The following is a 25,467-nucleotide window of genomic DNA, read 5'->3' as shown; positions in this document are numbered from 1 at the left end:
TAGCGTGTAAGCCGGGTAAGCTTGCGCCACCCGGCAATATTTTAATTTACCTTTGCCGTTTCGCCCGATTTTTCAACAATCGGTTTCCCGGACCAGTAACCAGCCAGTAGTGACCCTGAAAGGTTGTGCCACACTGCGAACAGCGCGCCAGGCAGCGCTGCGAGCGGGCCAAAGTAGATTTTACCCAATGCAGCAGCAAGACCAGAGTTCTGCATCCCGACTTCGATCGCCAGCGTTCGACAGGTTGACTCATCAAAACCGAACAGACGTCCACCCCAGTATCCGCCAAGCAGGCCAAGGGTGTTATGCAGGATCACCGCGATGATCACCATAAAGCCGACGGAGGCGATATGTGAAGCTGAACCCGCGACCACCGCGCTGATGATTGCCAAAATGCACACCATCGAGAATGCTGGCAGATAAGGTTTTACCACTTTCACTACGCGCGGAAACAGATGGTGAATCACCAGCCCCAGCGTGATTGGAATGACCACAATCTGTAGAATGCTCAGCAGCATACCCATCACGTCGACTTGAATATGGGCATCGACGTACAGGCGCGTGAGTAGTGGTGTGGCGACCACGCCGACCAGCGTGGAGACCGATGAAATGGTGACTGAGAGCGCGACGTCTCCCTTCGCCAGATAGATCATTACGTTAGAGGCGGTGCCGCTGGCTACGCTGCCGACCAGTACCATCCCGGCGGACAGATCTGGCGGCATCTTAAACAGCAACGCCAGCAGCCATGCCGCGAGCGGCATTACCAGATAGTGCAGGAATATCCCTGCGGCGACAGGGGCTGGTCGGGAGAGCACGCGTTTAAAGTCGTCAACGTTAAGATGGACCCCCATACCGAACATAATCAACATCAGTAGTGTCGCGACCCACGGCCCAACAGGAGTAAAGGTGGATGGTGTGTAATACGCAATGAGAGAGAGCAGCAGCGCCCATAACGGGAACAGCCGGGTAATGACGGCGAGCATGTTGTTTTCCTTGCAAGTATGTTGTGTTTGTTATCAACGGGTCAGGATCGAGCCAGACCATAGTTATTGTTTATCGCGTGAAGGAAGATTATTCAAACAAATTACGCTCATGATCCAGTGTGGGCACGTGACAGGCCGGATGACGCGCCTGCGTCGCCATCTGGCAACGTATCGCCCGATGGCGCTTACGCTACCGTATTAGAAATATATAGAGGTTCTGGTGGCGTAAAGAAAAGCGCCGGCATTGAAGAGAAGGAAGCTTTAACGCAGTGATAACTTATATTGTTTCACTTTGCTTTGGATTGTGTTTTTTAAACTAAAATAAGGCACCCAGGGCAATGCTGTGTTCCAGGGGCGAGGGGAACCATGAAAACAGACTATGCTTGCTCCGTCAGGTAATTTTCCATTACCTGTCCCATCGTATAGTTCAGGGTTAAAACCAATCATTTTTGGTGTTGCTATATTAGCTTTGTAACTAATAATTCTTCCGGGTAAGATGTTTTGCCATCTTTCAGCATCTTGACATATTCTGCCGATAAATCCTTGATCGCCATGATAGGGCGGGGTTCTTATAGCATTGATTTCCTTTTCAGGATTTTTCATAAATTCATCCCACACATTTTTTTTTGCGGGTGCAGGAATAAACATAATACCTGTTGCTGGCGCAACTGAAGCACCATGCTGAGAAAAGTCATTAAGTAATGTTATTTTTTTCATAGTTGTCAGAGGAGTAATATCTCCCACAACAACGCTATCTATATCAATATAGAGAATATCCTCATTACCAAGAACAGGATGCAGTGGATTGAAAAGTTCTAGTTTTGCCCACCATCCTGGCCAATCATACAAAAGAGGCGCTGTATTTACCCCTTTTATCTTTAGCGCATCTGTTAAACAAACAGAATCATAACCTTTGAGCTGCTTATGTAACCATTGAGCATGTTTTGTGGTGAAGTCTTTGCTTTGTCTGAGCACAGAAACAATAATCATTATATTCCCCGGTGAATATTAGGTGTTTTTAGCCATGTTCCACTATATTTAATGTGCTTTATATTGCAACAAAATTAGTGTTCATATGGTTATTGAAGTTTAATTACATTCAAGATGTGAATGTAATTAATTTGTTTATAATGTTATTAATATATGTAATGTAAGTTGATAAATGGTTTAGTGATTGTTCTGTCTTTTATATTTCCATGGGGAGATATAAAATAAGAGTTGGGATGGGAGTGATCTTATTTCCCCTTTTTACTGCTCCCAGCTCTATATCAATTCCAAATTTGGAATTTAGCTTGCGATTAATCCATAATTCAGTTTTTTTCTGTTTTTTTGAACCATAGATATACATCTCATTTGCCAGATGCCACCAAAATAAAAAGTTACGACGGCGATTGTTATTGGCCTGCATAAGTAATCGACATAATGAAAATTCATTCCTGCGAATAATCTCATGCCGCCAGTATTCCCGTAATCCACTTCCTTTTTTAGATATGGAAAATAATAAGCAATGTAAGAGTTTGATTTTTTCTTCCTCCAATGAAGAAAGCTAGCTTGTTAAATAAATGTTATTATCGTAGGGGGTTCACGTATCAATTGGTAAAAATACTATAAGATGGTTTTTTATAATACTTCATTTGCTATGCAAACTGAACATTTGATGCTAAAAAATAATAAAGGGTATTACTTTAATTCAACACCGCCGGGCTTTATACCCGGCGAGAGATTCAACAATCGTATTGCCAGCTACTGACTAAGGCATAAAGGTGGCTGGGGGAGTAGCGCCAGCTATCGTTTAGCCCGAGAAATTCAGCGCAAAACTCGCTGCAAAACAGTCTATCTTTGCGCTCCCGGTTATACAGCGCGATACCGAGCGCGCCCTGCCAGTCATAGCGTTTGCCGTTATGTTTGCGGAAAAAGACTTCCACTTCCGGCAACGTGGCCTTTAACGGTAGCTTATCCCACTTATCGTCCGGTAACGGTATTATCTTTCCCCGCACGCCGCGATCGCGAAACGATGCAGAGTAGCACAGGTATTCATTACCGCCGTGTTCTACCGCCAGTTCACAGTGAGAGTAGATACCGCGCGTGACTTTGCGCGTGAGCCAGTCGGCAAACCTGGCGATGCCGCGATACTCCGATCGCCCCTTATAGCAGGCGAGCCAGACGGTGGTTTGACTCATGGCTGCCAGCCTGATGAATAGTCGTAGTCGAGCACTTCCTGGATATCCCCCAGCGCTTCTACCGCCGCAATATGCCGCTGCGCGTTGGCAAACAGGCGCATGTCGTGATCCATAGTGACGGTTTCAAACTGCGCGGCGATGTCGTTGGTCAGTTTAATCAAACCGTTATTTTTGGTCTGCCACATTAACCCTGCCGGAATCTGCTTTGCCTGACCCATTCTGGTGAGTGACATTTGCTGAATACGGCTGTTAGCATCGCTGTGGAAATGGTTGCCGTCGATAACGATATAATCGGCGGTAACATCATCACGGTGAGCTTTGATTTGCTGAATTTTGGCTGCTTTTATATCGCTAAGAACCATACGCATCTGAGTTTCATCAAATACCCATTCGCCTTTTTCCAGCTTATAAAAGTTACCTGGTGGTGGAGCAGTGACAAATGATAATGTTTCACTATTAACCCAGGTACGATTATTCGTGTTTGCGTATTCTTGCCATTGTTGTTCAGTAACTTCAATCAAATATTTTCTTTCTGGATAATTGTAGAGTTCTGTATCCATCCAGTCTAGGACAATAAATGATTGTGGATCATAATATGCGTATTTTGCCATTTTAATTTACCATGAAATTTTCACGAAACCGGAGGAGCCTTTTGTGCCACTGGTATTTCCAAGATTTGTTAAGTCACTATTTTGGTAATTAAATGGTGGAAGATAGGAGCCGCCAGCCCCTCCTGCACCATAGCCTGTCGCTGATGTAGGAGGTATCATATTTGCTTTATATCCTCCATTCGCTAATGATTCGGTTATAACTGTTCCTGGTTTCCCTCCGGTTCCATAAAGTGAGCCTTCACCGCTGTGTCCATAGTATAATTCTGCATATAAAACCATTTCGTGCGAGACATATGGCATAGGATGATCAACAAATTTAATATAAGGTTGAATATTTCTAGTATGGTAAATACTTTCGCCTCCAATCCCCCCAGCCGCAGTGATGTCTGAGAAGGAGGTGCTACCGCCATCAAAACTCTTTCTATAGAGAGTCGTTTGATCAGTCACTGTTCCTACTGATGTCGTCGGGGGATTTGACCAAAATGCTCCCCCACTCCCACCAGCTCCAATTTTTACGGGAAATTGTTGGCCTGGAACTACATTAACAATACTGACAATTTGTTCTCCAGCGTGACCGCCACGCGCCTCGTAATTGATTGATTGAGACCCGCCAGCCCCACCGCCGCCGCCGCCCATTATTTCGACAAATAGAGTCGTCACTCCATCTGGAACCGTAAATGTCCCATTTGTGGTAAAAAACTGCGTATGAGTATGGCTGGCCGGGGCCGCCGCGTTTGCCTTATCCATCGCCGCCTTTACCGCACTGGGCGTTGCCGCTTCTGTGGTACTGGTGCTGTCCGTCGCGCTGTTAAGCTTCACGATCCCTTTTTGCGTCAGCGTACCGTCCGGGACGCCGGTAATCTGGTTCCAGGCGTGAGTATGGCTGGCCGGAGCTGCAGCATTCGCCTTATCCATCGCCGCCTTGACTGCACTCGGCGTTGCCGCTTCCGTTGTGCTGGTGCTGTCCGTCGCACTATTAAGCTTAACAATCCCTTTTTGCGTCAGCGTGCCGTCCGGAACGCCGGTGATCTGGTTCCAGGTATGCGTGTGATTACGCGCTTCCGCCATCGCCGCTTTTACCGCCTTTGGCGTAGCCGCTTTGGTTTCGTCATCGCTGTCGGTGGCGTTACTGAGTTGCGTAAAGCCTTTCTGCGTTAATGTCGCATCCGGGTGATTTGTCGAATGTTCATGCTCGTCCAGCCGGGCATCCACATAGTCGCGCGTCGCCAGCACGATGCTCGGATCGACCGTCAGCGTCACCGCCGTGGTGTTGGAGACCTCCATAATCAGGCGGATACAAACCTGCTTGCCACAGCCGCCGGGCAGCAGCGGTTTGTAGGATTCCGGGAACTTGCCGATGGCGATTAGCTCGCCCTCGTCGTCGAATACGCCCACTTCACGTACGTACCAGCCGCCAATCTCTTCCGGCAGTACCAGTTCGGCAATCAGCCAGTTGGGATTATTCGGCGCAACGGTCAGCGTATTCATCTCGCCCCGCCAGACTTCGTGGCGTAAATTGGTCTGGCTGGCGGTGGGCTCATAATATTGTCCGCCGCCGTCGCCAACCGCCATCTTTTGCAGATGTATCTGTTTCTTATCCGCAAGGGCGCTGGCGATTTTCGCCATTCCCCTGTCGGTCAGGAGGGTATAAAACTCATTATCCATAATTACTCCGGGTAAATAGATGTAATTTCAAGGCTCCATTGCCCTGTACCGAAATAGATCGGTTTAGTTTGTTGAACTTCCAGAACCTGGAAGGGTAAGATGGTCGTTATTTCTCCACCGTAAAGCGCGCTGCCGATAACAGGAATAGCGCTTTGGTTAATTATCCAGACAATTAACGCTTCCAGCTTTGAGCGCACGTTCTTATACTCATGAATAAGATCGACCAGGTTATTAAACAGATTTTCATCCATGCCCTGGTTAATTAGATCAATTTCAACTTTAAAAAAATAAGCCTTACCGCCATACTCAAACCATTCGGAAATCGTGCCGGGTAAGGATAATATTTCCAGAACGCGGCGAACGGCCCAGGGAGTTCCTTTATATTTATGCAGTTCAATCGCCTGTTTAATTAACTCTCGTTTCTCCTGTTCATTGGCGGCAAATAGCCAGCCTTCAAGCCCCTGAACATGAAACTGTCCGGCCAACGAGGGCAGTGCCGAGGCATCAACGATATCCACCAGATAGACCAGCAACGCCGTCAGGTCGATTTGCGCAAAGCGTTCGGCGGCAATATTCGCCAGAATCGAAAAACGTTCGTCGCTGGCTAGCGGCGGCGGCAGAAGCAGTTTATCCATCGCTGACCCCGGCAATCGTCACGTCAATGGCCGTGCATTCCGCCCATTCGTGTGCCTGCAATACCTTTTTCGCGGGCATATCCAGCGCCACGTCGTAAACGCCATCAACCTGCAGCACTTTAATTATCTGGTTTGGCACAATGTCCTGGCCCAGCCGGGTCTGGCGCGAGCGCGTCCATGTATTAATCGCTTCACGCGCGGCGGCAAGCGTCGTCTCCTGATCGGCGGTGGTAAACAGCGTCAACCGGGCGCGGATCTGATAAGGTACGCGCGGAGAACATTTAGCGCTCACCTTATCGGTTAGCGGGCGCTTTTTCTCTTTGCTCACCTCCCGTTCGATCTGGGCAAGAAGCTCCGGCCCCGGCAGTCCGTTCAGGGTCAGCGGATAGAGTTCCACGCAGCCTTCCGCCAGCCCTTCATCCGGCCCCAGCACCGCCACGTCGATAATCGACTGGCTGACCGAGAGCGTATGGAAGCGATAGGCGCCATAGCTGCCCGCGTTGCTGAAACTTTCCGGCGCTAGCTGGACGCGTTTACGTAGCGCGTCGTCGTTCTCTTCGCCGCAGCCGCCACTTGAGGCCGTCAGATTGGTGACGCTGAGATCGTAATTGCCTACCCGATCCACCAGCGCGCTGATTTGCGCAGGTTGCCAGTTATTGCCGGATTCACCGGTTGCTACACAGGTTGCAGTTACCGCAACGCTCAGGCTGCCCGCAGGCAACAGAACATCTTCGTCGGTGGCGAACATCACGCTATCCGACGCGCTGGCGCGGGTACCCTGTGGAATCACCTGGTTACTTTTAGCCGCTTGAGTAACAGAAAACTGCAGCGTGGTTTTTGCCGCCTGAGCGGGCAGACGGTGAACGCCAACCAGCTCGCCTAAATAATCCAGCATCGGCGCGCGGGAATACGCGACCAGGTTTTGCTTAGCCGCCTCCTGGATGGCGATGCGGACAAGGTTTTCACGATAAGCAAACAGGTCAATGAGCAGCCGCTCAGCCTGCGCCGGGTAGAGTTTTTTACCGCTGGCTTCTTCATATTGCGCAATCATCTCGCTGGTGATTTGCGCGGGATCGCGGTCAATAAAGTCGGGTTCGGCTATCGCCATAACACCTCCGTTGAGTTAATTACGCCGTCTGCGGTGCGCCATTGCACGCGTAACGTCAGGTGTTCACCGTCAATCGTCGGCGTCACCTTCAGCAACCAGCAGCGGGGTTCCCACATGCGAATCGCCTCCACCGACTCGCGAACAACGTGCGGAATAGCCCGCTCGATCGGGTAATCGATATAGCGCCACAGATTGCTGCCAAAAAGCGGCCTGTGGGGATCGCTGCCGCGCGGCGTGCGCAGAATGATGTGTATTGCCTGATGAATATCATCCAGCCCGCAGACGTATTCTTCAGGACGTTGCAAGGCAGGTTGCCAGTGCAGGGTCGAGGGTCGTGTTTTTGTGTTCATGAGGCTATTTTCGCCTTCCGGCGGGGGGAGAGATATTAAAGCGCTTTAAGGAAATAATTGATGGCGGGGTCAGAATGTGTTTTGCCCGGTGGCGCTTCTGCGCTTACCGGGCCTGTGTTGATGCACATTTTGTTAAATGGCGAAGATCGCGTTTTACGTAAAGTTAAAATGAAATTGCTGTAATTTCACCTTTGCCTACAGAAGCGTAGTACCAGAATTCATCATTGATTTCTGCGTGCTTCATTTTCTCAACTGGAATCGTTTTCTGCCGTCCATTAACTGAGAGTGTGATCGAACCCGTTAGCTGCTCCCGGCTGATAATAGCGAAATCCCCGCGGGTGTTGCTATAAGCCGTCGTTTCATTGGGAAGGCTGTGCTTCGCTCCATTAGCGATTACAGAATAATCAAAATTGATTTTCTTTTTGAAAATAGCTTGTACATGATAATACTCGCCGTAAACAGCAGGATCATGGAATAAACCAAAATGACCACCGCTATTTTGCAATTTGACGAAATAATAGTCAGGGATGATAAACTTCTGTTTACCTGCCGCTATTTCTTTAGTAATGATTTTTTGTCTTACGATTTCCTGTCCGGCCGTTTTTTTATAACCGTTAAGCATCAATGAATAGGACCAAAGGAATACGATACCACAGAGGACAGTCACGGCAGTTACGCCTACGACTCCAGCCTTAACGCCACTTTTCAACAGGGCGTAAGCGATGAAGGAGATAGCTAAAAGGAAAAACATAAACGTACCGTTCATAACCCGATCGGGGTAGGACGGCGACGCGAACATGATTAAGGAAGTGCTAATACCTATACATACGACTAACGCAGCGCAGATAAGGGACGTTTTATCAATTTTGGCGCGAATCTGCTTATTGAATATGACCAGTAAGACCAGCAATAACAAAACAACATAAGCTATCCAGATCAGCGCCAGATGGTTATGAACGCGTTCTGTTAAGTGAATGAAAATACGTTCAAAAATCGGCCTTCCATACCAGAATTCTTTGCCGCTGGCGCGGATGAAATTGCCCGGAGAAAGTATCAATACGCATGAACCTGCGATTGCACAGAGACTATAAACTATCTTATTGCGCGAAACAGATTTGTTTTGCCATAACTCGTATGCAATGGCCAGAACAGAAATAAGCGAGACGAAAGGTGAGACGCTTTCATTGGAACAGCCTGCCATAAAGCTTAGTAATGCAACCCACGGGCTGATCGCTTTACTGTTTTTTATTGTTATGGTGTAAAAGAAGAACAGCCATGCAACAACGAACAGATTCGTCCACAAATAATTCGCAGCACCAACGATCCAGAAAGTGGTTTGACCCAAATTCGGGTTCGAAATCCAGTAAGTGAAGAATATTAGTGGGAATAATAAGTAGTCGGATTTATTCCAGCGTAATGTGCCTGAGGGTGTCTTCACAATGAAATAACAAAATACCAGTGTCGAAACGGCAGCGCTGATGGAATACACGAGTTGAGAACGTGTATACAGGATGAGTGCGCTGGTGTAATCAGCTATAATCCTGCCACTCCAGGTCATATAATGATGAAAATGTGATTCCGGCGAAATTCCTAAAAGGTAATAGCGGTAATCATCAGAGTGAATGGGGGTATACCATTCAATAAGAAAAATGGCCAAAAAAGCCAGTAGTATCATCGCCGTTTTCGGTAATATCTTGAGCATAGTAATCATTATTCCATCATTGTTTTTTTGTTTTTCACGATATAGCGGGGTCTTTGCTTCACCTCCGTGTAAACGCGTCCGATATATTCACCCATGATGCCTATGCCGATAAGCTGGATGCCGCCTAAGAAGAGAATCGCGGTCATAAGCGAAGGATAACCAGGAACAGGGTTTCCCCACATCAATTTATCAATGATCATCCACATGGCATATATCAGGGAGAGGGCAGAAACGCTCACTCCTATATACGTCCAGATACGCAAAGGGAAAGTAGAAAAACTTGTAATCCCCTCCAGCGCCAGGTTCCAGAGTTTCCAGCCATTAAATTTTGAGCTACCTGCGACACGTTCAGCACGGGCATATTCGACAACATCTGTTTGACCTCCAACCCATGAAAGTATACCTTTCATGAAAAGGTTACGTTCTGGTAATAGCTTGATATTTTCTACAATCTCGCGCGACATCAATCGAAAATCACCGACATTCTCTTCAATCTTTGGCGTACTGATTTTGTTATGCAGCCTGTAGAACCACTCAGCGCTTTTACGCTTCAGGTGGCCATCCGTTGAACGATCGATACGCTTAGCCAGCACCATTTCTGCGCCAGCCTGCCATTTATTGATCAAATGTGGGATTACTTCGATGGGATCTTGTAAATCAACATCGATAGGGATCACCACATCTCCGGTCGCGTGATCTAATCCGGCAAAAAGTGCAGGTTCTTTACCAAAATTTCGGGTAAATGAGATCGGAACAACAAGAGGATCGGCAACAGCTAATGCACTGATGATTGATTCAGTCGCATCGTGACTCCCATCATTAACGAAGACAATCTCAACGTCATAAGGTTTAAGTGAACTGTATTCTCTGACCGTTTTATAGAAAATAGGGATCGCGTCCTCTTCATTAAAGACGGGAACCACTAATGAAATTTTCATTTCTCATTCCTGAAAACAATGAATCTGGAATATAAAAATCCGCAAATAAGGCTAATTGCGGAAAATACAATGAGCGTAAAAATGGGAGGCATAGCACACTTGTCGCCTGTCCATCCCACGACGGCGCTCAGCACGCCCATAAAACCGACGTACAGCAAATAACGTCCGGTTGATACGCTGGCTCCAAAGGTAAACCGGGCGTTAGCGAAAAAACTAAAACTGACAGCGACAGCAAAGCCCGTTACGTTTGCCAAAGCCTGACTTGTTTGAAATCCATAGACGCAAAGGGCAAAGATAGCCCAGTGCAAAGCAGTATTAAGTACGCCTATCGAAACGTACTTTATAAATAATTTTATCATTATAGCAATCAAGAAGTTGTAATTCAGCGAAGTCTACCAGACAAAACTGAGAGGATCATTCCTGAACAGCAGATTTTATGTAAACAGGGCGAAGTTAAAGTAAAAAATAACGCTAGTTTTCCAATATACATATATGCAATATTTGCAGCGCAAAGTGATTACATTTTCATCGGAAATAGCGCGGGAAAAGGGCTTAATCACGTTGCGCTGAAATAAATATCCTCCAGCAATTTGCCCGGTGGCGCTTCTGCGCTTACCGGGCCGGTGTTTATGCACCTTTTGCAGGCTGGATAAGGCGAAGCCACCATCCAGCAGCAATTTGCAGGTTAGTGAGAGTGGTGGTTGGAGTTGCCGCCGCTGTCCATCACTGAACCGCTGGCGTTAACGTTGCCGAGGACATTCACGTTGCCGGTAATCACCGCGCTGTTTCCGACGCCGCCGCTGCCTGCCATACCGCCAAGCCAGGTGAGTTTTTTCATCACGGTAACGTCGCCGGTAAAGGTGCTGAGCGGCGCATCGACGGTGACATTCAGCGCTTTAATGCCCGTATGGGGCGCTTCCACGTTGACATCTACCGCCTTGACGCCCACGGAGGTGGCCGCCACGTCTACGGTTTCTGATATCACCGTGACGTGCTGCGCCCTGATCTCTACTTGCGGTGAAGTAAGCTGCGTACGTTCCTTCACTTCAATGACGATTTTTTCTATGCCGCCGTTGATGGTGAGCTGGTGTAACGCACGGTCATATTCAAAGGCCGCGCCGTCGGAAAACTGCACGTAGCGCTTGTCGCGCGAGGCCAGCGGCGCGGTATCCACGCTGGAGTAGACCGCGCCCAGCACCACGCCATCCTCGCCGTTGTCGTCGAGCAGCACTTCGACCTGTTCGCCAATATCCGGCAACCAGTAATCTTTGTTGTCCTGCGTATTGCGTTGCAGCACCGCAAGCCAGTTACTGCGCAGGTTATCGCACTCCGGCAGAGTGACTCTGACGCGCACGACCGCCTCATCAATATCACTGATAATGCCCGTCTGGCGGGTAACGCCTTTCATATTGCCTCCTTACTGGCTGGTTGCCGGTCCGCGTGAAATGTCGATTTCGGTAGTGTAGCCGCCGCTGCGCGTGAGTTTGTGCATGGATTTATCAATCAGCCACTGCCCGGAAAGTACGCCAAAATCGCTCAGTTCTATCTTGTTGCCCGCCGTCAACTGCGGGCAGCCCATCATGCTGAGCGTGCCGGTTTGCTGGTATTCGTTGTGGCTGTCCAGCGCGGCATTGGCTTTAGCCTGCGCCGCGCCGGTATCCGGAGCGCGACTGTTAATCTTCAGGGTATCGGCGCTGGTCGCCGCACCGCGCGTCGGGGCTTTTTCCTGGCTGTCATGGGTGTAGATAACCAGTTCTTTTTGCTTGCTATTTTGATGCTGCACGGTGGCGTTTTTGTAGATCCGGTTGATGGTATCTTTGAACGTGTAGTGCGAAATATCCGTCCGCCTGAGCGTCTTCACCGGCGCCAGACAGCGCAGCGTCGGCAGATGCGAAAAGATCAGCTCCGTCGCCGTCACTTTCACGGTATAGCCATATTCACTCGCCAGCCGTTTGAGAAACGCCACGTCGGTTTCGGCATATTGCGTAACCCGATCAATCGTCAGCGGCGCAATCTTGCCCGCCAGCGTTAAACCGTGTTTTTGCGCGATGCGACTGGCGATGGCGTAAAGCGTCGTCTCCTCAAAGCCCTGGCTGTTTTTGGTGCGTAGCGCTTTGCTGACCGAGGTAGCGATACCGTCGATATTGACCGTCGAAGGCGGCGCGCTGATATCAATTTTATCAATGATATAGATTCCGCAATCGAGCAAATCTTCGCCCTGGTAGCCCAGGCGCAGCGCCAGCGTGTCGCCTTTTCCCGGATACCATTCGTTTACCCAGCGCCCGGCGCTATCTTCCAGCGCAATGGCAATAACATCCGACTCGTTTTTAATGCTGTCGCTGTAACTGATGCTGGTGACATAAGGCGCGATGTCGTAAGTGATCTCTTTATGTCCGTACCAAAGGGTAAAAATAGGCGTCAGGGTGGCGAACACCCCGCCGGATACCGTTATCTCAGCCATGGCGGTAGCTCCGGGGTCGTTTGCGTGACGCTGATAACCGGGATGATCAGCCGCACGCCTGACGGCAAAACCGGCATAATAGCGACGTGCGGATTGGCCGCGATGATGCGTTCGTAGGCCAGCGCATCGCCGTAATAGCGCCAGGCGAGATTATCCCAGCGTTCGCCGTCGGTGGTGACATGTTCAAGGTAGCGCATTACAGACTCCTCGTAATATCGGCGGCGGCAAGCTGGCTCACGTCGGGCGCGCTTGTTTGCAGCGCGCCGCGCGCCTGATTGACCAGCGTCGCGGCGCTGTCGTAAGTCGCTTCCGCGACGCTGCTGGTGATAGCGTCAAACAGCGATTCGGCGTGTTCGATAAGTGTGCCGGCATCGCCCGCGCATTCGCGGATCCCCGGCAGACTGTCGATCAGTTCCTGCATTTTCGCCGCCAGCGCTTTCGGCAGCCCGGCCAGCGTTTGCAAATCCAGCGGCTGCTGGAACAGCGCGTCTATCGAACTCATGGTTTTTTTCAGCGAATCGACGATATCGCCGCATTTTTCTTTCAGCGCTTTGGCTTCCTTCACCAGCTCTTTCGCCTGGGCGATCGTTTTTTTGATGTCATCAATGGCGTCGGCCACCTCATCCATCATCTCTTTGGCTTCACGCATACCCTCTTCAACGGCGCTCAGCAGTTCATCGAACCAGGAATCGCTAACGTCGGGAAGCTCATCCAACATTTCGTCAATGTTCGGTTCCTGGGTGGTGATGGCCGGAGGCAGCAACGGGCTCTTCGGATCGCCGGTGTACTCCTGTAGCGACAGACTGCCGCCCTGGGCAATGACGTTACCGTAAGGATCGGTGTGTTGGTGGGTAGCGGTCAGATCGGTAATCACGAACCAGCCGCGATAATCGCCATTGCCGAACACCAGCGCCATCGCCTGGTGCGCGGTCATCGCTTCCCGCAGACGGTTCAGCTCGGTGGCCGGCTGGCAATACTGACTATGAAAGTTGAATTTCAGGGTGATTTTGTCCAGCTTATCGCCGATAAATTGTACGCCCGGTTTCCCTTCAATACGGGCATGGCTGGTATAATCCACGCCCATCGTGCTTTCAAATTCGTCCCAGTAAGCGACGACGTCAAATTCTATTTCGCCTAATACGGCATACATTATGCGTACTCCCGGCGCCGTTGTTGCGCCATGACATCGTTAATCATTCTCTCCAGCTCGCGTTTACTCAGCGACAGCACGTTGTTGATATCTTTGGCGGCATTCGCGCCGCTTCCCTGCACGGTAACCTGCGGGGAAAAGTGTACCTGCACGTTGCTTTGCGCGCGGGAGGGCAGCGTATAAGGTTTCCCGCCGGATTTGCCGGGAAGCGCGGCTGGCGTCGGCGGCGTGGCGGCGCTTTTCGTCTTCATAGGCTGCGGCGAGGCCATCGTTTTGGCCGAGGTTGTCACCGCTTTCGCTCCCGATGCCAGCGGCGCGCTGGCCTGTTGCGCGACCATTGTTCCGGCAATACCGGGGACGGCGGCGGCGACAGACGGCATTTCAGCGCTGATGCCCAGCGCGCTTTTCGCCCAGTCGGGGATCAGCGCTTTTATCTTCTCAATCGCCCCGTTCAGGAAAGGAAGCGCATTCAGAATGCCGTTGATCAGGCTATCCAGAATATTGCCGCCAAATTCGCTGAAGCTGGCGGGGAGTTCAATGCCAAACCAGTCCAGTACGCTGGCGAAGGCGCGGTAAAACAGCCCCAGCGGCGACCAGTCGAGAATCAAACGCGTGACGCCGGCAATGCCTCCGTCAAAGGCGGTTTTGATGCGCTCCCAGACTCCGGCAAAGAAACCGGAAATCGGTTCCCAGTAGCGGTAAAGTAAATAGGCGGCGCCTGCGATAGCGGTGATAGCCAGGCCGACAGGGTTCATCAGCAGCGCCCGACCCAGCCAGATAAACATCTGGCCGACCAGCTTCAACCCTTTTATCAGGCCGTTTCCCAGCAGCATCGTCAGACTTTTCGCACCGTTGCCAAACGATTTCAGAACCGACAGCGCGCGACTGCCGCCGCCCAGAGCCAGACCGGCTTTGACCTTCAGGAAGATATCGATCAGGCGAATAAACGGTGACGCAATGAGGTTTGCTCCCAGCCTGAGAATATTCAGCGCCCCGTTGAACAGCCAGATAACGCCAACGACTTTGGCGACCCCTTGCACCAGCGCCGGGTTTTCCCGCAGCCAGGCGCTGAACTGCCGCACCAGAGGCGTGATGCTTTGCGCCAGTTCGCCAATCGCGGGCATCAGCGCCAGGCCGACGGTCAGCCACAGATCGTTAAGTGAAAGTTGTAACGCTTTGGTCTGTTCTCCGGGCGATGTCATTTTCGCGGCGAAGTCATCATCAATAAAATGTTGCCCCGCCGCCTGCATTGCGGAGGCTTTTAGCTGGCGATATTCGTCCATATTCGCCAGCATCGGGGCGAGAAAATCCCGCGTTTGCGCATCGCCGAACATCGCGCCGAGGTTAAATTTCTCCGTCATGGCCTGTAGCGCGTCGCCGCGCGCGGAAAGATCCTCAATCTTCATGGTTTGCCTGAAGGTGTCGAGGATCTGCGGGTTCATTTTCTCCAGTTGCATCTGCACGATGTGGGTCATCGCCTCCGTCACGCCGATCCCGTTTTGCTGATGTTCCAGCAGCGATCCCTGAAGATCCACGCCCTGGCGGGCAAACCAACTGTCCGTCTCTTTCGAGAAGGCGGATTTCAGGAAATGGTCGAAATTCGCTGCCGCCGCGCCTGCGTCAGGGGCGTTTTTCATGGCGATTTGCATCGTTGCGGTCAGTTCCGCAATGCCTTCTTTCCCCTGAGCGCCGGTTTTTCCGGCAAAGGCGTTAATCCACTGGGTTTGTTCTGCAACGGAGCCGCCGCCGCTTTTTGCCACGCTGTACAGCATATTTTGCGCAAAACGGAAGCCGTCAGGGGCGATGTTCAGTTTGTCGCGAGTGGCCAGAGCCGCCTGCGCCCAGCTTTGCGCGCTGTCGCGGGAGGCGGTCGCGGCTTTGGCGATATCGGGCATGTAGCGGCTAAGATCCTGCAATGCGCTGACGCCGCCTTCGATCATCGTGGCGGCGGCGCTTTGCAGATCTTTTTGATCCTGATTGAAATCAAGGCTCCAGTCGCGGATATTCAGGCTCAGGGCGTCCCGCGCGGTGTTATCCATGCCGCCTTTCGCCGCCATATCGACCATGTTGCCCTGAAATTCGTAAGGCAGCTTCCAGTCGGGAGTCTCAACGTTCAGGAGCTTGCCGAGCTGTCCGGCGAACGTTTGTGTTTTTTCCAGCAACCCGGCGCGCTGTTTATCGTTCTCTTCCCGGCGAAGGGCAGAGTTAGCGAGCTGTTGCGTAAGCCGGGTGATTTTTGTTTGCTCAAAGCTGAGCGTGTGCAGCGTGCTGGCGTTGAGTGAGCCGTAACGGGCTATTGCCTGCGTCAACGTCTCATTACGCGCCTGAAGCTGGGTAATAATGTCGTTGGCCAAAATAGTGTCTCGTATAAGTTGCCCGGTAACAGGCTGCTTGCCGGAAAAAGGACAGGGAAGGAGTGAACCGGGCTTGGGTCAGGAACCCCGCAGGCATTAAGCCTGCGAGTCGTATTCGTGTTTAATTTGCGCGCTGGCTTCGTCCAGCCAGCAGGTAAAATCGTCAACCGACAGCGCGTCAATTTCACTGGGCGGAAAGCGAAACCACCTCGCCAGTAGCGCCATTGCCTGCCACAGTTGCTGTGGGTTCTGTAGCCATGCTAAGCATGGCCTGAAATCGTTTCTGCAATGCCTGATAGTCCAGCAGATCCATTTCCGCCAGATCTTCGGTTACCAGCCCGGTCATAGCCGCCATCAGCGGCTCATCCCACTCTTCCGGTTTATCGCTGGCGCGTCGCGCGGCGCGCATATCTTTTACCTTCAGGCGACGTAATTGCAGAACGTCGATACGTTCCCCGGCGGCGGAGGTAAACGGGAATTGCAGGGTATATTTTTCGTTCATGGTGTAGTCCTTATTCGTCGTGTTAAATTCGGGGCCGTAGCCCCGAAGTAATTAACCGCCAATATTATTGCGGTAGGCATTTAATTGATCCGCGCCATTTACGCGGAAAATATTCGCCAGATAATCCAGTTCAAGAAGCGTTTCACCGTCAACCACCTGTTTAATATAAGTGCAGCCGAAGGCGCTGCTAAATTCCGGGTTTTCATTCTGTTTAAACGTTCCCAGCGGGTTCTTTTTAAACATTACGGTCATATGCGTCACCAGCGCTAACTGATCCGCTTTACCCTGCGAGTTATAACAATCGATGCTGGAGCGGCACTGCAATGCCACCGCCTGCCACGGGTTTGCCGTTTTACGCATGACGTCGTGGTAAAACGAGTTCCATTTAATTTCGCCCTCCAGTTTGTCAAAACCGGCAGGCAGCTCAATTTTACCTACCATCCCCAGCGCTTTATGCTCCTGCATAATCATACTGATATCAGGCAGTTTAATTTCACTCGCGCGACCTAAAAGATTATTACCATCAAGATAAATATTGGCGTTGGTAATACGGTTAATTTGAATTTTTCCAGCCATTAGCGATTGCTCTCCAGAGAAACTAAATATTCAGAGGTAATTTCGGTTTCAAACGTCAGACGTTCCAGCGGCGGCGGCGGGGTGAATTTGTAGCTCAGCAACAGATGCCCGGCGGCCAGTTCAGTCTGTTCATTACGCGCCGGGTCGTACCAGCATTCAAAGCCCAACAGCGCGCCGTCGGCAATCAACTTGCGGCCCCAGGTGTTCACCGATTCGGTTAGCGCATCGATCAGCGCCTGATTAATCGGCATATCCATATACTGCTGGCTGAAATAGCGAATGGATTCGTTAATCACATCACCGGTACGGCGCACGTTCTCAAAGTTACGCATATGAGTAACGGTCGGCCAGGCAGCGGTACGGTTGCCCCACAGGCGCAAACCGGAGCCATAGCTGTTGAAGATGGTGGTGATGCCGTTTTCGTTCAGTTGATTCACTTCGCTTTGCGGATCGTCGATCATCGCTGACAGCGAGCGCTCTACGCCGGTAATGCCCTGAATTTCCTGATTGGAGTTGCTCCACCAGAAGCCTTTTTCCAGATCCACTTTGGCACGCAGGCCAGCGGCGCGGGAGGAGAGCGGTTCCAGGACTTCGCTGTCCGTCGCGCTGTCGTACACTTTAACGTGCGGATAGCACAGACGCGCGCGATCGGAACTGGTATTGAAGTTAATCGCCCCCTGCGGGCCGCGCCCTGCCAGAACCTGCTGGAAAGTCGTGCCGATGGGCGCATCAATGTAGGTAATGGCTCCCAGCGCTTCTGCCTGAGCGATAAGCTTAACGGCGACCGAGTTTTGCGTACAAAAGACCGGCGCAATCAGGATCTTTGCGTAAAAACCAAACTGGTTCCAGGTGTCCTGTAACAGCTTCATGCCGGTACGGTCACCCGCGGTGTTTACCGCGCCAATAATATCGGCGGCAGTCACTTTGGTGGGGTCCGCGTAAGTATAATTTACATAGGCCTGAACGCCGGGTTTCAGGTTGGTCCCCATGCAGGTGATTTTACCGGTCAGCATATCAATGGTGTAATCGGTGCCTTTGATATAAGCGTTTCCGGCGTTCGTGCTGCGGCCAATGTTCATCGTTTGCACGGCCCCGTGCTTGAGTTGAATCTGACCGTTGTCATCAACCTTCACGGTTTCACTGGGAATGGTACTTTTGTGTACCGCCGGATTCAGCACGTTAATCACCACGACCGTCCCTGCGCCGTGATCGTAGATCGCCTTCAGCGCCTGCGGGATGGTGAAATTTGCCAGACCTGGGCCAAACTGTGCCGCGTCGCTTTCAGAAAGGCACAGCGTCGGCTGGTTAACCGGGCCGCATGGCGCGGTGCCGATCAGACCAATAACCGCAGATTTAACCGCCTTAACCGGACGTGGGCCGGTTTCGATCTCAATGGTCTCTACACCGTGCAGGTAATTAGCTGCCATGGACAATTTCCTCTTCATTAGTTTCTACTTCTTGCGTAACCACTGGCACCAGGTGACGGCGGGCAATCATGGTGATTACCCACTCGTTATCTTCCGGTAGCGAGATTTCGCTATTGGGCCACAGTAAGACTTCCTGACCGTCGGCGAGCGTGACGCCGCTTGCCGGGCCACTGTAGATATATTTCATTGAATTTCCTCATAATTAACGACTGTAAGCAGGGGGGAGTCCTTGCTTTCCTGTTCCGCGATAAACAGGGTGCTGGCGGTCATATCCAGGGCGTAACGGCAGAAGTTTGCGGCGTCGCCGATATATTTTTCGCTTTCCAGCCAGAGCGGACGATCGCAGTCTGGAAGTTCAATGCCCCCAACGAACGACGTAGACGATCCAGCGCGTTTATCGCGTCACTTATTTGCGGAACAATAACGGTGGCGGAAATCCGGATTAGTTGTTTTTGTACCGTGGCATTCGTATTTTCTGGGGCGGTAAAAACCGAACCGCAGTAGTGAATTAATACCGTTACCTGCTGTCCTGTTGGGATATATACTTTCGCATCGGTTGATGAAATATGTATATCCATATCAGGGTTTAATTCACGTAGTCTATTCGCCATGGTATGTATAACAGATAATGTTTCCATATACGGTTTTCCTTGATTTACCGGGAGAGATAATATTCTCTCTTCGTTATCGTTCAGACATATTTTGATGTATCAGGCATCAGGCGTCTTTTAATCTCCTTTAGAGAAAAAAGTTAAAACAAATAAAAAATCCCCGGCGTATAAACGACGGGGATTTGTTTAATGGTTACCTCGTTGAATCAGTTCTATTTTGCTATATAGCGCATCCAGTTTTGCTTCCAGAACGGCCTGGCCGCGAAGATAATCCTCGCGGCGGACATAATGCAGCGGTAAATCGGCGCGAAATTCCAGAAATTCTCTCTCCAGCCTGGACCAGCCCGCTTCTGATTCGCGCCGGGCAGCTTCCAGTGCTTCAAAACGTTCATTCAGCCGTTTTTCAATTTGCGCCAGCAGCAATTTACCGGCGGCAAACATTAATCCAACAAACGAAAGTAAGAGGGAGATGACTTCCCAAAAATCGATACTGAGTTTCATTACTCCCTCTGATTAATGAATGCAACTGGCCTGCCCCCATTGCAAATAACGGGAAGCGTGTTGATATAAAATCGCTTTGGAATAGTGACGATTCTCGCGCCAGTTTGCGGCGCTGCGCCCGGCGTTAACGCGTTCTACATGTTCAAACCAGATGGACGCATCTAACCCCTTTGCGGCGGCCAGCTTTTTATCTCTGTTAACCCAGCCTTGCCCGCCGTTATAGGCGCTCAGAGTAAAAGCCATTCGCTGGCAGCTATTTTTTGCTGACACGCTTTTCCACAACTGGCGGTCATACTGTACCAGCGCGCGTATCGCCCAGGCGGGATTAAACGGCTTGTTCTCGCGAAGCGCTGGGTACAACTGGCTCACCCATTTTGCCGTTGCAGGCATAAATTGCGCCATACCCTGCGCGCCAGCCGGAGAAAGCGCGTCAGGCGCCCAGCCGGATTCCTGATGTAGTTGCCCGGCAAAATCAGCAACGGGGGCGTTAAGCCCCCAGATTTCGCGCGCGGTACGAATCACTTCGTTGCGCCATTGCAGAGAAGCGCGCGGCGGTTCGGCAGCGTCGGCAGACAAGAAAGACATAGCGCAGACCAGGCATACGTATTGATAACGCATGGTTACAGCCCCAGCGCGACGGCAAGGCAAATTGCCGCAACGATGATCGCGCGACGAATCATCGCCGCAGCGCAGCACAGCGATTCTTCCCAGGGGCAAAAGGAGTCGGGACGCGCCCAGGGGAAAAGACTGCGGTCGAGCCAGTAACCCAGTACCGCTGATAACGAAACCAGGCTGAGTTTATAGATGACGACCGGAATTTGCGCTGATGATGTCCAGCCGATAAGCGCAAACAGTACGACAGAGGCAATCAGCCAGCCGGAAAGTCGGGGAACAATAATTTTTCGCATACTCTATCTCCTGATAATTGAGAGAAAAGTATCGCTTTTCCCCATAGCGGAAGAACGAAAAGGGCTTTAATAAATAACTTTAAAAAATGTTTAGCGCATGGCGTCAAATGCCAAAAAATAAACGAATAAATAAAGCTTTCGGGGCAGGGGGTAGAGGCTGCCTGCGGAGAGGCAGTATGTGTCTGCGGCAGGCTACGATGGCGGTATTGCTGCGTCATAATAATCTTTGATTAAAATTATCTTATTGATTTTTAAAGTCAGTTTAAAAATTCACGCGATCGTGAGGAAAGCGATCTTTTTGATCGAACGCAGAAAAAAATGCAAAAATTAACTGTATATACATACAGTATTGTGTAAAATGATGACATCAGTGAAGGATTACTTCACCTATAAAATAAATACATATTATAAATTGAAAGCAATATATACATTCTTTTAATTTATAATTAAATGCCGTTGATAGTAAATATTTATATATATTTTGAATATATTGATAGGTAGTTATTGCACCGTTTTTTACGCTTCCCTTTTTGGTGCCGTCACGGGAAGCATGGTGCTGGATATGGAGATAAAATATGATTCAGAAATCAAAAGAAATGGTTCGGCTTCCGGAGATTATTAACGATCTGGCGTTTCATGCGTCGCAGGTGCTTATTGAAAGCATGAATATTGATAGCGCGTCAGCCGAAAATGCCGGTCAGGCAATTGCTGACAGAATGATGCGCAACTGGGGCGGGCAAAGCATTTATTTCCCCAAAGGTATCTCTGGTCGAGCCTCGGAACGGGATTATCAGATTTACAGCGAGTGCGATGGGCGTAATTATGCGGAGCTGGCCAAAAAGTACAATTTGACACTGCAGTGGATCTATAAAATCGTTAAGCGGGTCCACACGGAAAAACAGCACCAGCGGCGTATGTTGTAAGCGATATCGGGTATGGCGTATAGCGACAAGCGCTATACGCCGGGAGCTGCGACAGGCCGGATAAGGCGCTTGCGTCGCCATCCGGCAGCGTATTGCCTGATAGCGCTCACCCGCTGCCGTGTCAGGGCGATTATTCAAATAAGTTCTGATGTAGCTTTTGCACCACTTTCTCGGCATCGTCTCCCGGCACGAGGAAGCACAGATTGTGGCTGGAGGCGCCGTAACAAATCATGCGAATGTTGAACGGTTCCAGGACGCCAAACACTTCTTTACCAACACCGCAGGCTTTTGACAGGTTGTTGCCAATCAGCGCGACCAGCGCCAGTCCTTCTTCAACTTCGACCCGACACAGCGCGGAAAGCTCCATCAATAAGGATTGGGTCAGTAACGTATCGCCCGTGGAGGTGGAGCCGGTAGTATCCAGCGTCAGCGCGACGCTCACCTCCGAAGTGGTAATCAGATCTACCGAAATATTATGCCGCGCCAGAATGCCGAACACCTCTGCCAGGAAACCTCGTGAGTGCAGCATATTCAGGCTGTGCAGCGTCAATAGCGTTTGATTGCGGCGCAGCGCCAGCGCGCGGAACAGCGGCGGGTTTTGGGTTTTATTGCACACCAGCGTACCGCCCGCTTGCGGATCTTTACTGGAGCCAACGAAGACCGGGATATCGCTACGCACGGCCGGGAGTAAGGTGGCTGGATGCAGTACTTTTGCGCCGAAGGTTGCCATCTCCGCCGCTTCTTCAAAGTCGATTTCATCAATTCGCTGCGCGACGGGCACTACGCGCGGGTCGGTGGTGTAAATACCGGGCACATCTGTCCAGATATCAACCCGCGCGGCGTGGAGCGCTTCAGCCAGCAACGCTGCCGTATAGTCGCTGCCGCCGCGGCCTAATGTCGTGGTGCGGCCTTTGCTTTCACTGCCGATAAAGCCCTGAGTAATGACCAACGTTTCGCTCAGGCGCGGGAGCAACTGCTGCGCGGCCAGTTCCGCAAGCGCTGCGACGTCCGGTTCCGCACGGCCAAAGCGATCGCTGGTACGCATCACTTTGCGCACGTCGAACCAGTGGGCCTGTACGTCGCGTTCACGCAGGATCTCAACAAATAGCAGGGTAGACATCAGCTCGCCGTGGCTGACCAGTTCATCGGTCAGGGCTGCCGATGTCGCCAGCGATGCCGCCTCCGCCAGAATAGTGATGTTTTCCAGCAGGCGTTCAATCTCTTCGCGAATGACATTCGGATGACGCAGACGATCAAGGATATCGAACTGGATTTTACGGATGGCGTCGAGCGTAGCGAAACGTTCGCCAGGCTCCATCCCTTCGGCCAGCGCCACCAGCAGATTAGTGATGCCGGCAGACGCGGAAAGCACGACTAAACGAACATTGGCGTCGGAAAGTACGATATCCGCGCTACGGTTCATGGCGTCAAAATCAGCGACGCTGGTACCGCCAAATTTGGAAACAACGATCTCTGTCATATCAACCTCGTGTCAGGAAATGAAAAACGCGACCATGGCACAAGGGCAGAACAGAAACCGGTGCAGGCGCAAATGCAAGTAACGTATTTATAAATAAAAGTTGTGGCCTGGACTGTCAACGTTGGGATTATGCGGATTTTTTATGCTGAGTTTAGGCTCAGTAACAGCGCTTATAACCCCGATACCCATTTGCCGCCTTTCTGCACCTCGAATTATTTAGGGTATATACTTTTTATCCTCATTCGACAGTGCCTGGGGCAACGGCACTAAAACAATCACACTTTTCTGTGACTGGCGTTACAATCGATCCCAGTCACAATTCTCAAATCAGAAGAGTATTGCTAATGAAAAACATCAATCCAACGCAGACTTCTGCCTGGCAGGCGCTCCAGAAACACTACGATGAAATGAAAGACGTTACGATCGCTGAGCTTTTCGCGAACGATAGCGACCGTTTCGCTAAATTTTCCGCGACGTTTGACGATCTGATGCTGGTGGATTTCTCCAAAAACCGCATCACCGAAGAGACGCTGGCAAAATTACAGGATCTGGCGAAAGAGACCGATCTGGCCAGCGCGATTAAATCCATGTTCTCCGGCGAGAAGATCAACCGCACCGAAGACCGCGCCGTGCTGCACGTGGCGCTGCGTAACCGTAGCAATACCCCGATCATTGTGGACGGCAAAGATGTGATGCCGGAAGTGAACGCCGTGCTTGAGAAAATGAAAACTTTCTCGCAAGCGATTATCTCCGGTCAGTGGAAAGGCTACACCGGTAAGGCCATCACCGACGTGGTGAACATCGGTATCGGCGGTTCCGACCTCGGCCCGTTCATGGTGACCGAAGCGCTGCGTCCGTATAAAAATCATCTGACTATGCACTTCGTCTCTAACGTTGATGGTACCCACATCGCTGAAGTGCTGAAAAAAGTGAACCCGGAAACGACTCTGTTCCTGGTGGCGTCGAAAACCTTCACCACCCAGGAAACCATGACCAACGCCCACAGCGCGCGCGACTGGTTCCTGAAAAGTGCAGGCGATGAAAAACACGTGGCGAAACACTTTGCTGCGCTCTCCACCAACGCCAAAGCGGTCGGCGAATTTGGTATCGACACGGCCAATATGTTCGAGTTCTGGGACTGGGTCGGCGGTCGTTACTCGCTGTGGTCTGCCATCGGACTGTCCATTATTCTGTCCGTCGGTTTCGACAACTTTGTCGAGCTGCTTTCCGGCGCGCACGCGATGGACAAGCATTTCTCCACCACTCCGGCGGAGAAAAACCTACCCATTCTGCTGGCGTTGATTGGCATCTGGTACAACAATTTCTTCGGCGCGGAAACCGAAGCCATTCTGCCGTACGACCAGTATATGCACCGTTTCGCCGCCTACTTCCAGCAGGGCAACATGGAATCCAACGGTAAATACGTTGACCGTAACGGCAACGCCGTGGATTACCAGACAGGCCCAATTATCTGGGGCGAACCAGGCACCAACGGTCAGCACGCGTTTTATCAATTGATTCACCAGGGTACTAAAATGGTGCCGTGTGATTTTATCGCCCCGGCTATCACCCATAACCCGCTATCCGATCATCATCAGAAGCTGCTGTCTAACTTCTTCGCGCAGACCGAAGCGCTGGCGTTTGGTAAATCCCGCGAGGTGGTTGAGCAGGAATATCGCGATCAGGGTAAAGATCCGGCGCAGCTTGAACACGTTGTGCCATTCAAAGTGTTTGAAGGCAACCGCCCGACCAACTCTATACTGCTGCGCGAAATTACGCCGTTCAGCCTGGGCGCGCTGATTGCGTTGTATGAGCATAAAATCTTTACGCAGGGCGTCATCCTGAACATCTTTACTTTCGACCAGTGGGGCGTTGAGTTGGGTAAACAGTTGGCTAACCGTATTCTGCCGGAGCTGGGCGATGATAAAGCTATTTCGTCCCATGATAGCTCTACTAACGGTCTGATTAACCGTTATAAAGCCTGGCGCGCCTGATGGCGCTGCGCTTATCCGGTCTATGTAATGCATAGCGTCTGTAGGCCGGATAAGGCGTTTCGCCGCCATCCGGCAAAAAGAGAATAAGATAATAAAAAGGCCGATATTCACATCGGCTTTTTTTATAAGATAATTCCGCTTGTCCGTCTTTATCCCCACAATTTTATATTGAGCTTAATCCTAAAATAAGCAATAACCAGAAAATCACTCTGCGTTATTTTCAGATTATACGGATGCTGATGTCTTTTGGTTTAATTTTAACTTATTGATTTTATTTGTTTGTTAATTAAATAATGTAGGCGTTACTTCTTTAAAGTTTAATTATCCTAAAACTTCGCTGTTATTTCTCCCGGACATAATCCGCCTGCTTTGGTTGTGTATACTCGGTAGCGCCCGAAATTCTTTTGG

The 25,467-nt window shown here is 50.7% G+C and carries 27 protein-coding genes and 2 pseudogenes; 2 read left to right on the top strand and 27 right to left on the bottom strand.

The features are described 5' to 3' along the window. Positions 1 to 41: 41 nt before the first annotated feature. From panS to ACLJQJ_RS20630, 26 genes and pseudogenes are all read right to left on the bottom strand, one after another. Positions 42 to 983, bottom strand: a complete 942-nt coding sequence (gene panS, locus ACLJQJ_RS20755) for a ketopantoate/pantoate/pantothenate transporter PanS (RefSeq protein ID WP_063808971.1) — start codon at positions 981 to 983, stop codon at positions 42 to 44. 261 nt (positions 984 to 1,244) lie between these two features. Continuing rightward, positions 1,245 to 1,973 (bottom strand): hypothetical protein, encoded by a 729-nt coding sequence (locus tag ACLJQJ_RS20750; protein WP_000587743.1) that lies wholly within the window; start codon positions 1,971 to 1,973, stop codon positions 1,245 to 1,247. A gap of 196 nt (positions 1,974 to 2,169) precedes the next feature. Continuing rightward, a pseudogene (locus tag ACLJQJ_RS20745) lies at positions 2,170 to 2,459 on the bottom strand (hypothetical protein). Positions 2,460 to 2,707: 248 nt separating this feature from the next. After that, positions 2,708 to 3,163 carry a hypothetical protein gene (locus tag ACLJQJ_RS20740; protein WP_000084334.1) on the bottom strand — a complete coding sequence of 152 codons (456 nt, stop codon included), beginning with the start codon at positions 3,161 to 3,163 and terminating at the stop codon, positions 2,708 to 2,710. Continuing rightward, complete coding sequence (locus ACLJQJ_RS20735) at positions 3,160 to 3,774, bottom strand: DUF4376 domain-containing protein (RefSeq protein WP_063808969.1); 615 nt, start codon at positions 3,772 to 3,774, stop codon at positions 3,160 to 3,162. Before ACLJQJ_RS20735 ends, ACLJQJ_RS20740 begins: the two co-directional genes overlap by 4 nt. Before the next feature lie 6 nt (positions 3,775 to 3,780). Beyond that, on the bottom strand, positions 3,781 to 5,439 hold the full coding sequence (locus ACLJQJ_RS20730; protein WP_063808968.1) for a phage tail protein: 1,659 nt from the start codon (positions 5,437 to 5,439) through the stop codon (positions 3,781 to 3,783). Between the two features lie 2 nt (positions 5,440 to 5,441). Continuing rightward, on the bottom strand, positions 5,442 to 6,074 hold the full coding sequence (locus tag ACLJQJ_RS20725) for a phage tail protein I (RefSeq protein ID WP_063808967.1): 633 nt from the start codon (positions 6,072 to 6,074) through the stop codon (positions 5,442 to 5,444). Beyond that, a complete protein-coding gene (locus tag ACLJQJ_RS20720; protein WP_063808966.1) occupies positions 6,067 to 7,182 on the bottom strand; it encodes a baseplate J/gp47 family protein in 1,116 nt (371 codons plus the stop codon). The genes ACLJQJ_RS20725 and ACLJQJ_RS20720 overlap by 8 nt, the downstream gene beginning before the upstream one ends. Next, a complete protein-coding gene (locus ACLJQJ_RS20715) occupies positions 7,173 to 7,532 on the bottom strand; it encodes a GPW/gp25 family protein (RefSeq protein WP_063808965.1) in 360 nt (119 codons plus the stop codon). The genes ACLJQJ_RS20720 and ACLJQJ_RS20715 overlap by 10 nt, the downstream gene beginning before the upstream one ends. Before the next feature lie 163 nt (positions 7,533 to 7,695). Further along, positions 7,696 to 9,243 carry a DUF6056 family protein gene (locus ACLJQJ_RS20710; protein WP_063808964.1) on the bottom strand — a complete coding sequence of 516 codons (1,548 nt, stop codon included), beginning with the start codon at positions 9,241 to 9,243 and terminating at the stop codon, positions 7,696 to 7,698. Continuing rightward, positions 9,243 to 10,172: a glycosyltransferase family 2 protein gene (locus ACLJQJ_RS20705; protein ID WP_023138093.1), complete on the bottom strand. Its 930-nt coding sequence runs from the start codon at positions 10,170 to 10,172 to the stop codon at positions 9,243 to 9,245. The genes ACLJQJ_RS20710 and ACLJQJ_RS20705 overlap by 1 nt, the downstream gene beginning before the upstream one ends. Next, on the bottom strand, positions 10,169 to 10,531 hold the full coding sequence (locus tag ACLJQJ_RS20700; RefSeq protein ID WP_000593184.1) for a GtrA family protein: 363 nt from the start codon (positions 10,529 to 10,531) through the stop codon (positions 10,169 to 10,171). The genes ACLJQJ_RS20705 and ACLJQJ_RS20700 overlap by 4 nt, the downstream gene beginning before the upstream one ends. 326 nt (positions 10,532 to 10,857) lie before the next feature. Then, complete coding sequence (locus ACLJQJ_RS20695) at positions 10,858 to 11,580, bottom strand: phage baseplate assembly protein V (protein ID WP_023236919.1); 723 nt, start codon at positions 11,578 to 11,580, stop codon at positions 10,858 to 10,860. Between the two features lie 9 nt (positions 11,581 to 11,589). Beyond that, positions 11,590 to 12,633, bottom strand: a complete 1,044-nt coding sequence (locus ACLJQJ_RS20690) for a phage late control D family protein (protein ID WP_063808963.1) — start codon at positions 12,631 to 12,633, stop codon at positions 11,590 to 11,592. Then, positions 12,621 to 12,830, bottom strand: coding sequence for a tail protein X (locus ACLJQJ_RS20685; RefSeq protein ID WP_001269716.1), 210 nt, complete (start codon positions 12,828 to 12,830; stop codon positions 12,621 to 12,623). The genes ACLJQJ_RS20690 and ACLJQJ_RS20685 overlap by 13 nt, the downstream gene beginning before the upstream one ends. Further along, positions 12,830 to 13,783, bottom strand: a complete 954-nt coding sequence (locus ACLJQJ_RS20680; RefSeq protein WP_024797328.1) for a phage tail protein — start codon at positions 13,781 to 13,783, stop codon at positions 12,830 to 12,832. The genes ACLJQJ_RS20685 and ACLJQJ_RS20680 overlap by 1 nt, the downstream gene beginning before the upstream one ends. Further along, positions 13,783 to 16,137 (bottom strand): phage tail tape measure protein, encoded by a 2,355-nt coding sequence (locus tag ACLJQJ_RS20675; RefSeq protein WP_063808962.1) that lies wholly within the window; start codon positions 16,135 to 16,137, stop codon positions 13,783 to 13,785. The genes ACLJQJ_RS20680 and ACLJQJ_RS20675 overlap by 1 nt, the downstream gene beginning before the upstream one ends. Before the next feature lie 96 nt (positions 16,138 to 16,233). Continuing rightward, positions 16,234 to 16,362, bottom strand: a complete 129-nt coding sequence (locus tag ACLJQJ_RS20670) for a GpE family phage tail protein (RefSeq protein ID WP_001185654.1) — start codon at positions 16,360 to 16,362, stop codon at positions 16,234 to 16,236. Then, entirely contained in the window at positions 16,322 to 16,639 is a 318-nt protein-coding gene (locus tag ACLJQJ_RS20665) for a phage tail assembly protein (RefSeq protein ID WP_063808961.1), read from the bottom strand. The genes ACLJQJ_RS20670 and ACLJQJ_RS20665 overlap by 41 nt, the downstream gene beginning before the upstream one ends. Positions 16,640 to 16,690: 51 nt before the next feature. After that, positions 16,691 to 17,215: a phage major tail tube protein gene (locus ACLJQJ_RS20660; protein ID WP_000907494.1), complete on the bottom strand. Its 525-nt coding sequence runs from the start codon at positions 17,213 to 17,215 to the stop codon at positions 16,691 to 16,693. Then, positions 17,215 to 18,642: a phage tail sheath family protein gene (locus tag ACLJQJ_RS20655; protein WP_000729848.1), complete on the bottom strand. Its 1,428-nt coding sequence runs from the start codon at positions 18,640 to 18,642 to the stop codon at positions 17,215 to 17,217. The genes ACLJQJ_RS20660 and ACLJQJ_RS20655 overlap by 1 nt, the downstream gene beginning before the upstream one ends. Further along, positions 18,632 to 18,829 (bottom strand): hypothetical protein, encoded by a 198-nt coding sequence (locus tag ACLJQJ_RS20650; RefSeq protein WP_000875314.1) that lies wholly within the window; start codon positions 18,827 to 18,829, stop codon positions 18,632 to 18,634. Before ACLJQJ_RS20650 ends, ACLJQJ_RS20655 begins: the two co-directional genes overlap by 11 nt. Beyond that, positions 18,826 to 19,280, bottom strand: a pseudogene (locus ACLJQJ_RS20645) (Gp37 family protein). Before ACLJQJ_RS20645 ends, ACLJQJ_RS20650 begins: the two are co-directional and overlap by 4 nt. 159 nt (positions 19,281 to 19,439) lie before the next feature. Next, positions 19,440 to 19,754 (bottom strand): membrane protein, encoded by a 315-nt coding sequence (locus ACLJQJ_RS20640; RefSeq protein WP_000777266.1) that lies wholly within the window; start codon positions 19,752 to 19,754, stop codon positions 19,440 to 19,442. Between the two features lie 12 nt (positions 19,755 to 19,766). Next, complete coding sequence (locus ACLJQJ_RS20635) at positions 19,767 to 20,372, bottom strand: lytic transglycosylase domain-containing protein (RefSeq protein ID WP_063808960.1); 606 nt, start codon at positions 20,370 to 20,372, stop codon at positions 19,767 to 19,769. 2 nt (positions 20,373 to 20,374) lie between these two features. Further along, positions 20,375 to 20,662, bottom strand: coding sequence for a putative holin (locus tag ACLJQJ_RS20630; protein ID WP_001226439.1), 288 nt, complete (start codon positions 20,660 to 20,662; stop codon positions 20,375 to 20,377). A 575-nt stretch (positions 20,663 to 21,237) separates the two neighbouring features. Between ACLJQJ_RS20630 and ACLJQJ_RS20625 the strand changes: the two genes are divergently transcribed. Beyond that, positions 21,238 to 21,585 carry a Mor transcription activator family protein gene (locus ACLJQJ_RS20625; protein ID WP_000615248.1) on the top strand — a complete coding sequence of 116 codons (348 nt, stop codon included), beginning with the start codon at positions 21,238 to 21,240 and terminating at the stop codon, positions 21,583 to 21,585. Positions 21,586 to 21,715: 130 nt separating this feature from the next. Here the strand turns inward: ACLJQJ_RS20625 and lysC are convergent, their stop codons facing one another. Beyond that, positions 21,716 to 23,065: a lysine-sensitive aspartokinase 3 gene (lysC, locus tag ACLJQJ_RS20620; RefSeq protein ID WP_000136394.1), complete on the bottom strand. Its 1,350-nt coding sequence runs from the start codon at positions 23,063 to 23,065 to the stop codon at positions 21,716 to 21,718. Between the two features lie 344 nt (positions 23,066 to 23,409). Here lysC and pgi point away from each other — a divergent pair, with 344 nt between their 5' ends. After that, complete coding sequence (gene pgi, locus ACLJQJ_RS20615) at positions 23,410 to 25,059, top strand: glucose-6-phosphate isomerase (protein ID WP_063808959.1); 1,650 nt, start codon at positions 23,410 to 23,412, stop codon at positions 25,057 to 25,059. Positions 25,060 to 25,467: the final 408 nt, after the last annotated feature.

Origin of the sequence: Salmonella sp. SAL04202, from assembly GCF_046550775.1 — a bacterium.
Lineage (GTDB): Bacteria > Pseudomonadota > Gammaproteobacteria > Enterobacterales > Enterobacteriaceae > Salmonella > Salmonella enterica.
Note: the sequence above shows the minus strand (reverse complement) of the source record. Positions and strands in the feature narration are given on the sequence as shown.